This is a genomic window from Streptomyces sp. NPDC089424 (assembly GCF_044749345.1).
Taxonomy (GTDB): domain Bacteria; phylum Actinomycetota; class Actinomycetes; order Streptomycetales; family Streptomycetaceae; genus Streptomyces.
Genome location: NZ_JBIVHU010000011.1, coordinates 329117 through 342069, shown reverse-complemented (window position 1 = coordinate 342069; position 12953 = coordinate 329117). Strand labels below are relative to the sequence as shown.

The following is a 12953-nucleotide window of genomic DNA, read 5'->3' as shown; positions in this document are numbered from 1 at the left end:
GGTGCCGTCCGGGCCGGCGCTCTGCGGGTTCGCGGTCTGGTTGCTCGCGGCCTCGGAGCGGCTCGCGCTCTCCGGGCTTGCGACCGCCGGTGTCTCGCCCTCCGGGCTCGCGGGCGGCGAGTCGTCGGTCTTGGCGGCGGTGGCGTTCCGGCTCGCGCTCTCCGGGTGCTCGCCTTCGGGGTCGGCGGTCGCCGAACCGCCGTCGTCCTTGGGGCTCGCCGTCGTCGGTATCTCGCCCTCAGCGCTCGCGGTCGCCGAATCGTCGGCGGCGGTGGCGTTCCGGCTCGCGGTCTTCGGGTGCTCGCCCTTCGGGTCGGCGGTCGCCGAACCGCCGTCGTCCTCGGGGCTCGCGGTCACCTCGGCGTCGGCGGCAGTCCGGCCCGCGGTCGCCGAGTCGTCGGCCTTCCTCACTGAACCCCCAGCGGAGCCCGCGTCCTTGGCGCTGGCGCCCGCCAAGTCACCCTGCGAACCCGTGGCCTCGGGATGCGGGACCGTCGGGGTCTCGTCCGTCGAGGTCGGCGATGTCGGGTGCGGAGACGTCGGGGTCTCGGGCCCCGGGGTCGGCGCCTTCGGGCGGGTGGCCTTCGGGCCCTCTTCGTTGGTGGGCGCAGTGGAGTCGGGCATGGTACGGAGCGTAATCACATGCCGGGTTGATGGGTCTCGGTCAAGACCGGAATTGGTTGCGGATCGATCACGGGTGGGGGAGGAGTGGGCGGGGTCTGTGCCGTGGAACGACCGGTTGTGGCTGAACGGCGAAGGCGTCGCACGCCTCGCAAGGGGCTGGACACCGGGCCTGCGTCCGCCTTAACTGACGTACCGTCAGATAAGTGAAGTCGTCGGCGGGAGCGCCCATGGACACGATCTGGCTCACCGGTGCGCAGTGGCTGGCCGTGCTGCGGATCGGGCTCGGGCTGTGGTGGCTGGAGAGCTGGCGGCACAAGGACAAGAAGGCGTGGTTCGCCGGCTCGGGCATCGCGTGGGCCGCCGACGTGGCCGCCAAGCACCGCTGGAGCGCCGTGCGTTCGGGCTTCCGTACGGTGGTCGCGCCGCGCCCCCGCGCGATGGCGTACGTCGTCGCGTACGCCGAACTCGCCCTGGGTCTGGGCCTGATCGCCGGATTCCTGACCCCGGTCGCCCTGGTCGGCGGGCTGCTCCTGAACGCCCTCTACTTCGTCCTGATGGTCCACGACTGGGCCGAGCAGGGGCAGAACCTGATGATGGCGCTGATCTCGGTGGTCGCGCTCCTCGGCATGTCCTGGCAGACCTGGTCCCTGGACGGCGCGCTGGGGTGGTTCGGGTGAGCGCGCGCCACGACGTGCCGGAGCAGGACGCCTTCACGCGGACGTACTGGGAGGCGGCCGCGCGCGGCCGGCTGCTGGTGCGGCGGTGCGGGGCGTGCGGTCTGGCGCACCACTACCCCCGGGAGTTCTGCCCGCACTGCTGGAGCGAGGACGTGAGCTGGGAGCGGGCCAGCGGCCGCGCCACCCTCTACACCTGGTCCGTGGTCCACCGCAACGACCTCCCGCCCTTCGACGCCCGCGTCCCCTACGTGGCCGCGGTCGTCGACCTCGCCGAGGGCCCGCGGATGATGACCGAGATCGTCGGCCTCGGCGACCCCGGCGTGCTGCGCGCCGGAGCCGAGCTGCGGGCCGACTTCCGAGGCGGCGTCCCGGTGTTCCGGATGAGGCCGGAACAGGGGTGAAACCCGGCGCCCGACGGGATTGAATGGGGCGATGGCCCTCATGAACTCCCGGTCCTTCGCCCACCCCCACCCCGAGCTGCACGGCCACGGCCTGCGCCTGTGCCGCTGGGACCCGGTCTCCGACGCGGACGTCGAGGCCTGGCTGCGCGGCATGTCCGACCCCGAGTTCCGGCGCTGGAACACTCCGCTCAGCCCGATCACCGACCTCGACGCCGCCCGCGCGTCCCTGCGCGCGAAGGCCGACACCGCCGCGACCGGCGCCGCCGCGTCCTTCCGCGTCACCGACGCGGAGACGGGCACGACCCTCGGTCACATCGGCGTCAACGACATCGACCACACCTTCCGCGTCGCCCGCGTCGGCTACTGGATCCTCCCCGAGGCCCGTGGCCGCCGCGTCGCCACCCGCGCCCTGGCCGTCGCCGCCCACTGGGCCTTCACGGACCTCGGCCTGCACCGGCTGGAGCTCGGGCACGCCGTGGGCCACGAGGCCTCCTGCCGCATAGCCGAGCACTGCGGCTTCCGCCAGGAGGGCACCCTGCGCGGCGCGATGTGGGAGGCCGACCGCCAGGACGCCTTCCGCGACGTCCACCTCCACGGCCGCCTGGCGACCGACCCGGAGCCCGACGCCCGGGCCACCGCGCGGAAGACCGACTCGTGAGCCGCCGCGCGGGGGTCGGCCGGGCGGTGCCGTCGTAGCGCTTGGGGCCAATGACCTCAGGGCCAGAGGAGCTGCCGGGCCCACTCCTCGCCACCGCGCACGTAGCGGAGCCGGACATGGCGGCGTCGCTCGTCGCCCTGGAAGAACTCGATCTCGTCGGGCCGCAGGCGGTACAGCGTCCACGTCGGGGACGGGGCGCCGGGATCGCGCCGGGCCTCGGCCCAGGCCGCCTCGGACGCCTCGGCGAGGTCGTCCAGGGACGTCAGCGGCTCGCTCTGGCGGCCGGTCAGCGCGGCTGCCAGCGCGCCGGTCGAGCGGGCGTGCAGGTCGGCCAGGCTCTCGGCCGGGGCGGCGGTGGTGACGGGGCCGCGGACGCGGACCTGGCGGCCCTGGAGGTGCCAGTAGAAGCTCAGGGCGGCGTACGGCCGGGAGGCGAGCTGCCGGCCCTTGCGGCTGGTCGCATGGGTCGCGAACGTCCAGGCCTCGGTGTCCGCGCCGTGCAGCATCACGATCCGCACGTCCGGCCGGCCCTGCTCGTCGGCGGTGGCCAGGGACATGGTGTGCGGCTCCGGCTGCCCGGCCGCCACCGCCTGCGCGAACCAGGTGGTGAACAGGGGGAGCGGGGCGGCGGGCGCGGAGGCGGGGTCGAACGGCGGCAGGGACGTGACCTCGGGGTCCCACACCCGCAGGGACCTCAGAAGCGCGTGCAGATCGGGTTCCATGCCGTCGAGTATCGCGGGCGGGCCAGGTCCTAGACGGCCCCGAGGTCGGACGACACCCAGCGTTCCGGGCGCATGGTGAGGACCACCATCTCGCCGTGGTTCTTCCAGGAGAAGTCGACGTACCCCTCGACCTTCTCGGCCGGCAGATAGCGCGCCGAGATCTCGCGCAGCTTCTCGACGGTGGCCGGGACGGTCTCGACGACCGGCCCCTCGACGGACACGTACCGGATGGTCGGCTCGACCCGGTCGACCATCAGCGTGAAGCGCCCGGCCGCGCCGATCAGCTGGTTCTTACGGGAGTCCAGCCCCGTCAGGATCCACACGTCTCCGCCGGGCTCGTACTGGTACCAGATCGGCACGGTCAGCGGCGCCCGGCCCTCCTCCCCGGTCACCGCCAGCGCGGCGATGTGCGGCTCGGCCAGGAACTGCTCGCGCTCTTCGCGGGTCAGTGCCATAACGGATCTCCTCCAGCGGCGTCGTCGTCGAACGGCCTCTTCGCACCACAACACCACGCCCGGAGCCGATGTTCCGTCAGCGACCCAGCACCATCGTCCCCGAGGAGCAGAACCACCCGCCCGTCCCCGAGGCCACGCCCAGCCGCGGCGGCGCCCCGTCCGCCGCGCGCACCTGCCGTGCGCCCGCCTCCCCGCGCAACTGCCGCACCGCCTCGACCAGCAGGAACAGCCCTCGCATCCCGGGGTGCTGGGCCGACAGCCCGCCCCCGTCGGTGTTCACCGGCAGCGCGCCGCCCACGACTTCGAGCCGCCCCTTGCCGACGAAGTCCCCGCCCTCGCCCTTCGCGCAGAAGCCCAGGTCCTCCAGCGTCACCAGGGTCATGTAGGTGAAGGCGTCGTAGATCTGCGCGAAGTCGATCTCCGAGGGCCGCACCCCGGCCCGCTCGAACGCCAGCCGTCCGCTCACCGCAGCCGGGGACCGGGTGAAGTCGGGCCACTCGGACATCGTCGCGTGCGAGACGTGCTCGCCGGTGCCGAGGATCCACACCGGAGCGGTACGGCAGTCCCGTACGACGTCCTCGGCGGCCAGCAGGACCGCCGCGCCGCCGTCGGAGCGGACGCAGCAGTGCAGCTTGGTGAAGGGGTCAGCGATCACCGGGCCGTCCAGCACGTCGTCGACCGTGATCGGGGTGCGGAACATGGCGTCGGGGTTGAGGGCCGCGTTCGCCCGTGCCTGCACCGCGACCTCGGCCAACTGCTCCAGGGTCGTGCCGTGTTCGATCATGTGGCGCCGGGCCGCCATCGCGTACTTGGCGACCAGGGTGTGGCCGTAGGGCACCTCGAACTGGAGCGGCCCGTCCGCGCCGAAGGAGAGGTTCCCCGTGCGCCGCCCGGCCTTCAGGTCCGCGCGGGCGGTCGAGCCGTACACCAGCAGGACGGCCCGCGAGTGCCCCGCCGCGATCGCGTCCGCCGCGTGCGCCGCCATCACCTCCCAGGTCGCCCCGCCGACCGACGTGGAGTCGACCCAGGTGGGGCGCAGCCCCAGGTACTCGGCCACTTCCACCGGGGCCAGCACGCCGGTGCCGGCCGAGGCGAAACCGTCGACGACCGACCGGTCCAGACCGGCGTCCGCGAGGGCCCGGCGGGCCGCCTGGGCGTGCAGCGTGAAGCGGGTCGCCCCGTCCACACGGCCGCAGTCGGAGAGGGACACGCCCACCACGGCGACTTTCCGGGTAGCTGCCATATTTCTGACGGTACATCAGAACTCGCTCTGGGCGACCGGGCGTCGACCGCCTAATATGACTGACCGTCAGATTCAGGGAGGCCGTCATGGACGCCAGCTTCACCCCCGAGCAGGACGAGATCCGCCGCACCCTCCGTGATCTGCTCCACCGCCGCTGCGCCCCCGAGCAGCTCCGCGCCGCCCTCGACACCCCCGCCGGCCACGACCCCGCGCTCTGGTCGGCCCTCTCGCAGCGGCTCGGCCTGCCCGGACTCGCGCTCCCCGAGGCGTACGGCGGGGTCGGCTGCGCGGTGACCGAACTCGCCCTCGCCGCCGAGGAGACCGGCCGGGCGCTGGCCCCCTCGCCGCTGCTCGCCACCACCGTCCTCGCCGCCCCCCTCGTGCTCGCCCTCGGGACCGACGCCCAGCGCACCGGACTGCTCCCGCGCCTGGCCACCGGCCGGCTCACCGCGACCCTCGCCGTCGCCGCACCGCACCTCACCACCGCCCTCGCGCTGACCCGCGCCAACACGGGCGACTGGGCGGGCGGAGGCCGCGCGGGCGGTGTCCAGGCCCGCCCGGCGGCCGACGGCTGGCGGCTGTACGGGGAGGTCGAGCAGGTGCTGGACGGCCACAGCGCGGGACTGCTCGTCGTCGCCGCGCACACCGGGGGGTTCGCCCGGTCCCGGACGCTGTTGTTCCTCGTGCGGGGGGACGCGCCGGGGGTGACCCGGGTGCGCCAGACCTCCCTGGACGCGACCCGGCCGAGGGCGCGGCTCGAACTGAGGGAGGTGGACGCCGAGTTGCTCGGCGAGGACCGGGCCGCTCCCCTCGGCGCCGGCCCCGCACCCCTGACCGCCCTCGCTGCCCTCGGGGACACCGCCGCCGCCGTCCTCGCCGCCGAGGCCGTCGGCGCGGCCGACCGCGTGCTGGAGCTGACCGTCGAACACGTGGGGCGGCGCGAGCAGTTCGGGCGGCCCATCGGCTCCTTCCAGGCGGTCAAGCACCGGCTGGCCGATGTGTACGTACAGGTGCAGGCGGCTCGCTCGGCGGCCTACTACGCCGCCTGGGCCACCGCCCACGACGAGCGGGCCGGCGGGCTCGCGCTCGCCCAGGCCCTGGAGGCGCTGCGCACCGCGGCGGCGGAAGGCATCCAGCTGCACGGCGGCCTGGGTTTCACCTGGGAGCACGAGGCGCACCTCTTCTTCAAGCGCGCGGCGGGCGACGAGCTGCTGTTCGGACCGGCGCACCGGCTGCGCGCCCGTGCCGCCGAGACGGCCCGGCTGTTCGCGCACGCGGAGGTGAGTGTCTGATGGGCATCGCCCAGATCGTCCAGAAGGTCTCCTCGACGGCGGGCTTCGCGAGGACCGCCCCGTACGTGGTGCCCGCCCTCGACCGCGCCGTCCACCGGCTCACCCGGGGCAAGGTGCTGCTCAGCGCGCTGCTGCTGCCCGGCGTGATCCTGACCTCCACCGGCGCGCGCAGCGGTCTGGCCCGTCGTACGCCGCTCGCCTGCATGCCGGAGGAGGGCGGGCGGAGCTGGCTGCTGGTCGGCTCCAACTTCGGCCGCACCGGTCACCCGGCCTGGACCCACAACCTGCTCGCCCGCCCCGACGCCGAGATCAACTTCAGAGGCCGGGACATCCCCGTGACGGCGGTGCCGCTGGCGGGGGAGGAGCGGGCGGCGGCCTGGCGTGCGCTACTGATGTTCTGGCCCCCGTACGCGACGTACCAGGCCCGGGTGACCCGCGAGATCCGCGTCTTCCGCCTCATACGCCGATGACGACGTCCCACCGACGCCGACGCCGACTCCGCCCCGACTGCCGCTCCGCGCCAGCACCGGCCTGGTCCCGCCGCGACCCGCGGGGGTGATCGTGACGCCTACAGCGTCACCAGCCGCCGCCGACCCTGCACCGGCGTCGCCCGTGCACCGGCGTGCCCTGCACCGGTGTCGGGCCTGCACCGCCGCCGATTCTGCACCCGGTGTCGGGCCCGCACCGCCGCCATGCCCGCGCCGCCTCCGGCTGCGCGCCAGCACCGGCCCGTACGGCTGTGACCTGCGGGGGTGATCGTGACGCTTACAGCGTCACCAGTCGCCGCCGACCCTGCACCGGCGTAGGCCGTGACCGATGTCGGCCGTGCACCGGCGTGCCCCGCACCGGTGTCGGGCCTGCACCGCCGCCGACTCTGCACCCGGTGTCGGGCCCGCACCGCCGCCAGGCCCGCGCCGCCTCCGGCTGCGCGCCAACACCGGCCCGTACGGCTGTGACCTGCGGGGGTGATCGTGAGGCCTACAGCGTCGCCCGGGGCCGTCGATCCTGACCGGTGTCGGCCCCGCACCGCGGCCGGTCCCGCATCGGCGCCTGCCCGGCACCGACACCGGACCCGCACCGACTGCTGTCCCCCGCACCGACACCGCTTCCGCCCCGCGGCTGCCTGCGGTGGTGATCGTGATCTCTGCGGCGTCGCCGGCCGCCGTTAGACCTGCGCCCGCGCCGGCCTCGCTCCGCCGCCGGCCCTGCACCCGACGTCGGCCCGGCCCCGTACCGACGTCGGCCCTGCCGCAACACCGGCACCGCACCAACGCCGGCACTTGCACCGACACCGCACCGAAACACCGGCACCGCACCAACGCCGACACCGGCACCGGCACCGGCACCGCACCGAAACACCGGCACCGCACCAACGCCGACACCGGCACCGGCACCGCACCGAAACACCGGCCCCGCACCGACGCCTGCCCCGTCCCGTGGCGGCCTGCGGTGGGGAGTGGGGGGCTACAGCGTTGCCAGGCGCTGTACCAGCAGGAACGCTCCGATTCCCAGCATCGCCGCTCCCGAGGTCCGGGCCACCGCTCGTGCCGCGGCCGGGCGGGCGCCCAGGACCGCGCGGGACGTGAGTCCGACGGCGAGGTAGACCACCGCGCAGCACGCCATGTGCAGGAACCCCAGGACGGCGGTCTGCGCCGGGACCGGCAGGTGCCCGCCGCCGATGGCGAGGAACTGCGGCAGCACGGAGAGGTACAGCAGCAGCCCCTTGGGGTTCAGCCCGCTGATCATCGCGCCGCGCAGGAAGACCCGCCCGCCGGCCTCCGGGGCGCTCTCCCCGGCCCGCGGTGTCCCGGGGCGGCGCAGCACGCTCCACCCCAGCCACACCAGGTACGCCGCCCCCACCACGGTCAGCGCCGTGAGCAGGACCGGTGATCCGGCCACCAGCACCGCCAGGCCCGCCGCCGCGAGCACGGTGTGCAGGGCGTAGCCGCTGACCAGGCCGGCGACCGCCGGCAACGGCGAGCGGTCACGCAGACCCGCGGAGATCACGTACGCCCAGTCCGCGCCGGGGACGCACACCAGCAGCAGGTCGAGGGCGACGAAGGAGAGAAGGGTCGCGGAGTCCATGTCGGGCAGATTAGGCCGGATGTGCCCGAAGGTGTTCCCGAACTTTCCCCGCGTACGAGGAATCCGGGGGAGAATCTTTCCCATGGACGACATGGACCGGAAGATTCTTGCCGAGCTCCAGCAGGACGGGCGACTGACCGTGACCGAACTGGCCGCGCGGGTGCGGCTGAGCGTCTCGCCGTGTCACCGGCGGCTGCGGGAGCTGGAGCGGTCGGGGGCGATCAGCGGATACCGGGCCGTGGTCGAGCCGGGGGCCGTGGGGCTGACCTTCGAGGCGCTGGTCTTCGTGTCCATGCGGCAGGAGGACCGCGACACGGTCGCCGAGTTCGAGAAGGCGGTCAGCGAGGTGGAGCACGTACTGGACGCGCAGCGGCTGTTCGGGGAGCCGGACTACCTGCTGCGGGTCGCCACCGCGGACCTCGCCGCGTTCCAGCGGCTGTACGACGAGCGGCTCGCGACGCTGCCGGGGGTGCAGCGCCTGACGTCCACGCTGGTGATGAAGCACGTCGTCAAGGACCGTCCGCTCCCGGCGTGACGGATGACAGGCGGCGGCCCACCCGGGTGAACCACCGGCCGTCTGACAGGACTTGGGAACCGAGGGCGAAGGTGAGCTCGGAAAAAGGCGGCGGGAAGGGGTGGCCGCGGCTACTTGGTCGGCTTCTTGCCCGTGATGCCGAGGTGCACCAACAACGCCAGGTTCGGCTTCAGTTCGGCCTGCTTGACGCCCCAGGTCTGGAAGCCCTTCTGATGCGAGGCGACCGCAGCGAGCATCGCGACCAGGGAACCGGCGATGGCCGCCGGGTTCACGTCCTTGTCGACGCGCCCCTTGGACTGGAGTTCGGTGACGGCGTCCACCAGGGAGTTGTTCACCGAGTTCAGGATCTTCATCCGGAGTTTGTAGAACCGCTTGTCCCCCTCGGCGGCGCCGAGGTCGACCACGCGCAGGATGGCGTCGTTCCTGCGCCAGAACTCCAGGAATCCGTCGACCAGTTCCTGGGCGGTCTGCCAGCCGGCCTTGCCGACCCAGGTTCGGCCTTCGAGCAGCTCCGTCAAACCGGCGCCCTCGGCGGCCATTTGCTCGGCGATCTCCAGGACGGCGCCCTCGACGTCCGGGAAGTACTGGTAGAAGGTCGCGGGCGAAGTGCCTGCCTTCCGGGCGACATCGATGACCTTGACGTCCCGGTAGGGAGAGGAGCTGAGCATCTCGCTGAGGCAGTCCAGCAGCTTCTGCCGCGTCGCCTGCCCACGCCGACCGGCCACGCGGCCGTCGACGGTACGCACTTGTCCTGTCATGCCGTCAGCTTACCGAGGGGTGATGGGAGCGCGATTCGGCCGACTGCAAATGGGGTGCACCCGTGATCGGGGTGTGGTGTGGCCGGTGAGCGGGGTGCCGACGACGCCGTTACTTTGGCGGCATGGCCGAAAACAGCACATCTGCGAGCGAACCGGTGTACCCGGAGGGCGTCCCGTGCTGGGTGGACGCACAGCTCGCCGACGTCGCGGCGGGCAAGCGGTTCTACGGTGAACTTTTCGGGTGGTCCTTCCAGCCCTCCCACGGCGGCTCCGTGTGGGCCTACCGCGAGGGCGAGCCGGTGGCCGCGCTCGCGCAGAAGACGGACGGCCGGCTGCCCACCGTCTGGACGGTCTACTTCGCGACGCCGGACGCCGAGGTCCTCACGCGGCGGATCCGGACGTCCGGCGGCCAGGTGGTCACCGCGCCGCTGCCGGTCGGGGACCTGGGCGTGGCCGCGCTGGCCACCGATCCGGAGGGCGCGGTGTTCGGCCTGTGGCAGCCGGTGAACCACCCGGGCTTCGGGCGGCGGCACGCGCCCGGCGCCTTCGTCTGGGCCGAGCTGTACGCCCGCGACACCGCCGCCGCCAACGACTTCTACGGCGGTCTCTTCCACGACGCCCTGTTCGGGCCGGACGCGGTGCCCGACTTCGGCCGTGCCCCGCTCGCCGGGGCCTTCCCGGCCGAGATGCCGCCGCACTTCGTCGTCCACTTCGGGGTGGAGGACTGCGAGGCGGCGCTGGCCGAGGTGCGGCGGCTGGGCGGCCGGGTCCAGGCGGGCCCCTTCGACACCTCGTACGGGACTGTGGGGGTGGTCACGGACGACCAGGGGGCGTCGTTCGCGGTGCTTCAGCGCTGAACCGGCGCCGATCCCCGGCCGTTCGTTCGCCGATCCGCGGCGGTTGCGCCGCCGTGCGGCGGGCTTGCGCCACCGCTTGTCCGGGAATGCACCCCCAGTTGTCCCGGTACGAGGGACACACCCGATATGTCACCGGGTTCGCAACCTGTGGCCGGGACAGGAAGAATCGGGGTGCGTGCCGCCACGGCGGTGCGGTGGTGAGACGCTGCACGGGGTCGCGTACATATGTGGGTGGCGTGGCTCGTACGGGGAGGTGGCAGGCAAGTGGTGGATCAGCTGACGCAGCACGATCCGCGGCGTATCGGGCCGTTCGAGGTGCTGGGACGGCTGGGAGCCGGCGGCATGGGACTGGTCTATCTCGCGCGCTCGGCGTCCGGGCGGCGCGTGGCGATCAAGACCGTGCGGACGGAACTGGCCGAGGACCAGCTCTTCCGCGTCCGCTTCACGCGGGAGGTGGAGGCGGCCCGCGCGGTCTCCGGCTTCTACACGGCGGCCGTGGTCGACGCCGACCCGCGCGCCGCCGTGCCGTGGCTGGCGACCGCGTACGTCCCCGCGCCCTCCCTGGAGGAGATAGTGAACGACTGCGGGCCGCTCCCGGCCCAGGCCGTGCGCTGGCTGGCCGCGGGCATCGCGGAGGCCCTCCAGTCGATCCACGGGGCCGGCCTGGTCCACCGTGACCTCAAGCCGTCGAACGTCCTCGTCGTCGAGGACGGCCCCCGGGTGATCGACTTCGGTATCGCCTCCGGCGTCTCGAACACCCGTCTGACCATGACGAACGTCGCGGTCGGCACCCCCGCCTACATGTCGCCCGAGCAGGCGAAGGACTCGCGCTCGGTCACCGGCGCCAGCGACGTCTTCTCGCTCGGCTCCACGCTGGTCTTCGCCGCGACCGGACACCCGCCCTTCCACGGCGCCAACCCCGTCGAGACCGTCTTCATGCTGCTCCGCGAGGGCCCCGACCTCGACGGCCTGCCCGACGAGCTGCGCCCGCTGATCGAGTCCTGCATGCAGATGGACCCCACGGCCCGCCCCAGCCCCGCCGACCTCCAGGCCCAGCTGGCCCCGCACCTGTTCGGATCGGGCTCCGACGACAGCGGTACGGCGTCGGCGTGGCTGCCGGAGAAGGCCGTCGGGCTGATCGAGTCCCGTCGCGGCGGCCGCCCGGCCGTCAGACCCGCCTCCGGCGCCGGCCGCAGCTCGGGCCGCCCGCACGCGGTCCCGCCGCCGCCCTCGCACGACCCCGTCGTCCCCGCCCCGCCCGTGTCCGCCCCGCCCGTGCCCGCCGCGGTCGGCGCCCCCGAGGGCGGCCCGGTCCTGCTGGCCGGCGCCGCCGTGCCCATCGGCCCCGGCCCGCGCGTCGCCGACGCCCGCGCCGCCGCCGTCAAGGCGCCCCCGCACGACGCGGGCCTGGCCGCCTCCTGGGCCAAGGCGCGCCCCGGCGTCAACGGCGCCGAACCCGCCGTACCGGCGCCCCCGCCCCCGGAGAACCCCGCGGGGTGGCGGCCCTGGCGGTTCCGGATGTCCAACGACGTCTGGGGCACCCCGGCCGTCGCCGACGACCTGGTCTACGTCACCTCCTTCGAGGTGCACGCCCTGGACGTGGCCACCGGGCGGCGCCGCTTCAAGACCAGGGACGTGGCCTGGTCGATGGCGGTCGCGGACGGCCGGATCCACGCCTCCGACGGCCCCACCCTGTTCGCCCTGGACGCCCGCGCGGGCACCGACCTGTGGCGGCTGTCCACGGACGCCTGGGTGTACTCCCTGAAGGCCGAGCGCGGCACCGTCGTCACCGGGACGCGCGGCGGCGGCGTCCAGGCCTGGGAGGCCGTGAACGGCCGCAAGCTCTGGGAGATCACCGGCTGCCAGAGCGACTTCGAGTCGCCGGAGGCCGGCCCCGCGCTGCACGACGGCACCGTCTACGTCTGGCAGGACGCCCGGCTGCGCGCCCTGGACGCCCGCACCGGCGAGGAGCGCTGGTCGTACCCGATCGGCGACGCGGCCTCCTGCGGGGGCGTGCCGGTCCGGGTCGCGCCCGCCCCGGACGGCTACGTGTACCTCACCGCCGGCACCCGTGTCCTCGCGGTCGACATCGCGGCCGGGCACGTGCGCTGGCACTTCGAGGCGCCGGCCGTCTTCCTCTCCCCGCCGGCCTTCGCGCCCGGCCCCGCGGTCACCGGCGGCGGCATCTACCTCAGCGACTACCTCGGCACCGTGTACGCCCTGGACGCCACCGACGGGCGCGACCGCTGGCGCATCGCCACCGAGGCCCGTACGTCCGTGGAGCCGGTCCTGGTCGCCGCCGGCCACGTCCACGTCGGCAGCGGCACCGGCCTCTACACGCTGGACGCGGTCACCGGCACCCCCAAGTGGCGCTTCCAGGCGGGCGGCGACATCGTGGGCTCGCCCTCGGTCGCCGAGGGCCGTATCCACTTCGGCGCCACCGACCACCTCCTGTACACGCTCAAGGCGGACGACGGCCGGCTGCGCTGGAAGCTCGCCACCGGCGGCGAGATCACCGGCTCCCCGGTGGTCAAGGACGGGATCGTGTACGCGTGCAGCAAGGACCGGTGCGTGTACGCCCTCGACGCGGAGAAGGGCACGGGCACGGCCCGCACCACCTGACCGGTCGGCCGAGGGGCACCGCAC

The 12953-nt window shown here is 73.9% G+C and carries 13 protein-coding genes; 8 read left to right on the top strand and 5 right to left on the bottom strand.

Going from position 1 to position 12953, the window contains the following annotated elements; all coding sequences use genetic code 11:
- The first annotated feature begins 851 nt into the window (after positions 1–851).
- From ACIP2X_RS36230 to ACIP2X_RS36220, 3 genes are read left to right on the top strand one after another with little or no spacing between them, the layout of a single operon-like run.
- Positions 852–1301, top strand: coding sequence for a DoxX family protein (locus ACIP2X_RS36230; RefSeq protein WP_401682043.1), 450 nt, complete (start codon positions 852–854; stop codon positions 1299–1301).
- Entirely contained in the window at positions 1298–1702 is a 405-nt protein-coding gene (locus ACIP2X_RS36225) for a Zn-ribbon domain-containing OB-fold protein (protein WP_401682041.1), read from the top strand. Before ACIP2X_RS36230 ends, ACIP2X_RS36225 begins: the two co-directional genes overlap by 4 nt.
- A 31-nt stretch (positions 1703–1733) precedes the next feature.
- Positions 1734–2360 (top strand): GNAT family N-acetyltransferase, encoded by a 627-nt coding sequence (locus tag ACIP2X_RS36220; protein WP_401682038.1) that lies wholly within the window; start codon positions 1734–1736, stop codon positions 2358–2360.
- A 56-nt stretch (positions 2361–2416) separates the two neighbouring features.
- Here ACIP2X_RS36220 and ACIP2X_RS36215 read toward each other — a convergent pair whose 3' ends face one another.
- From ACIP2X_RS36215 to ACIP2X_RS36205, 3 genes are all read right to left on the bottom strand, one after another.
- On the bottom strand, positions 2417–3082 hold the full coding sequence (locus ACIP2X_RS36215; protein ID WP_401682035.1) for a pyridoxal 5'-phosphate synthase: 666 nt from the start codon (positions 3080–3082) through the stop codon (positions 2417–2419).
- A gap of 29 nt (positions 3083–3111) precedes the next feature.
- On the bottom strand, positions 3112–3537 hold the full coding sequence (locus tag ACIP2X_RS36210) for a pyridoxamine 5'-phosphate oxidase family protein (protein WP_401682032.1): 426 nt from the start codon (positions 3535–3537) through the stop codon (positions 3112–3114).
- A gap of 76 nt (positions 3538–3613) precedes the next feature.
- On the bottom strand, positions 3614–4780 hold the full coding sequence (locus ACIP2X_RS36205; protein WP_401682029.1) for a thiolase C-terminal domain-containing protein: 1167 nt from the start codon (positions 4778–4780) through the stop codon (positions 3614–3616).
- 86 nt (positions 4781–4866) lie between these two features.
- Here ACIP2X_RS36205 and ACIP2X_RS36200 point away from each other — a divergent pair, with 86 nt between their 5' ends.
- Together ACIP2X_RS36200 and ACIP2X_RS36195 are read left to right on the top strand one after the other, a co-directional pair.
- The gene (locus tag ACIP2X_RS36200) at positions 4867–6072 is read left to right on the top strand and encodes an acyl-CoA dehydrogenase family protein (RefSeq protein WP_401682027.1); all 1206 of its coding nucleotides are present in this window, start codon (positions 4867–4869) and stop codon (positions 6070–6072) included.
- The gene (locus ACIP2X_RS36195; protein WP_401682024.1) at positions 6072–6542 is read left to right on the top strand and encodes a nitroreductase family deazaflavin-dependent oxidoreductase; all 471 of its coding nucleotides are present in this window, start codon (positions 6072–6074) and stop codon (positions 6540–6542) included. Before ACIP2X_RS36200 ends, ACIP2X_RS36195 begins: the two co-directional genes overlap by 1 nt.
- A gap of 994 nt (positions 6543–7536) precedes the next feature.
- Here ACIP2X_RS36195 and ACIP2X_RS36190 read toward each other — a convergent pair.
- A complete protein-coding gene (locus ACIP2X_RS36190) occupies positions 7537–8157 on the bottom strand; it encodes a LysE family translocator (protein WP_401682021.1) in 621 nt (206 codons plus the stop codon).
- Positions 8158–8239: 82 nt separating this feature from the next.
- Between ACIP2X_RS36190 and ACIP2X_RS36185 the strand changes: the two genes are divergently transcribed.
- Positions 8240–8692, top strand: coding sequence for an Lrp/AsnC family transcriptional regulator (locus tag ACIP2X_RS36185; protein WP_393108785.1), 453 nt, complete (start codon positions 8240–8242; stop codon positions 8690–8692).
- A gap of 110 nt (positions 8693–8802) precedes the next feature.
- Here the strand turns inward: ACIP2X_RS36185 and ACIP2X_RS36180 are convergent, their stop codons facing one another.
- Entirely contained in the window at positions 8803–9438 is a 636-nt protein-coding gene (locus ACIP2X_RS36180) for a TetR family transcriptional regulator (protein ID WP_401682114.1), read from the bottom strand.
- 134 nt (positions 9439–9572) lie between these two features.
- On the opposite strand from ACIP2X_RS36180, the gene ACIP2X_RS36175 reads away from it, so the two are divergent.
- Both ACIP2X_RS36175 and ACIP2X_RS36170 read left to right on the top strand, forming a co-directional pair.
- Entirely contained in the window at positions 9573–10307 is a 735-nt protein-coding gene (locus ACIP2X_RS36175) for a VOC family protein (protein ID WP_401682017.1), read from the top strand.
- Between the two features lie 264 nt (positions 10308–10571).
- Positions 10572–12929 (top strand): PQQ-binding-like beta-propeller repeat protein, encoded by a 2358-nt coding sequence (locus tag ACIP2X_RS36170; protein ID WP_401682015.1) that lies wholly within the window; start codon positions 10572–10574, stop codon positions 12927–12929.
- The last annotated feature ends 24 nt before the right edge of the window (positions 12930–12953 follow it).

Excerpts from the sequence above, each read along its gene's own strand:
- ACIP2X_RS36230 (WP_401682043.1), top strand. The coding sequence starts at position 852 with ATGGACACGATCTGGCTCACCGGTGCGCAGTGGCTGGCCGTGCTGCGG.
- ACIP2X_RS36220 (WP_401682038.1), top strand. The coding sequence starts at position 1,734 with ATGGCCCTCATGAACTCCCGGTCCTTCGCCCACCCCCACCCCGAGCTG.
- ACIP2X_RS36215 (WP_401682035.1), bottom strand. The coding sequence starts at position 3,082 with ATGGAACCCGATCTGCACGCGCTTCTGAGGTCCCTGCGGGTGTGGGAC.
- ACIP2X_RS36210 (WP_401682032.1), bottom strand. The coding sequence starts at position 3,537 with ATGGCACTGACCCGCGAAGAGCGCGAGCAGTTCCTGGCCGAGCCGCAC.
- ACIP2X_RS36205 (WP_401682029.1), bottom strand. The coding sequence starts at position 4,780 with ATGGCAGCTACCCGGAAAGTCGCCGTGGTGGGCGTGTCCCTCTCCGAC.
- ACIP2X_RS36200 (WP_401682027.1), top strand. The coding sequence starts at position 4,867 with ATGGACGCCAGCTTCACCCCCGAGCAGGACGAGATCCGCCGCACCCTC.
- ACIP2X_RS36195 (WP_401682024.1), top strand. The coding sequence starts at position 6,072 with ATGGGCATCGCCCAGATCGTCCAGAAGGTCTCCTCGACGGCGGGCTTC.
- ACIP2X_RS36190 (WP_401682021.1), bottom strand. The coding sequence starts at position 8,157 with ATGGACTCCGCGACCCTTCTCTCCTTCGTCGCCCTCGACCTGCTGCTG.
- ACIP2X_RS36185 (WP_393108785.1), top strand. The coding sequence starts at position 8,240 with ATGGACGACATGGACCGGAAGATTCTTGCCGAGCTCCAGCAGGACGGG.
- ACIP2X_RS36175 (WP_401682017.1), top strand. The coding sequence starts at position 9,573 with ATGGCCGAAAACAGCACATCTGCGAGCGAACCGGTGTACCCGGAGGGC.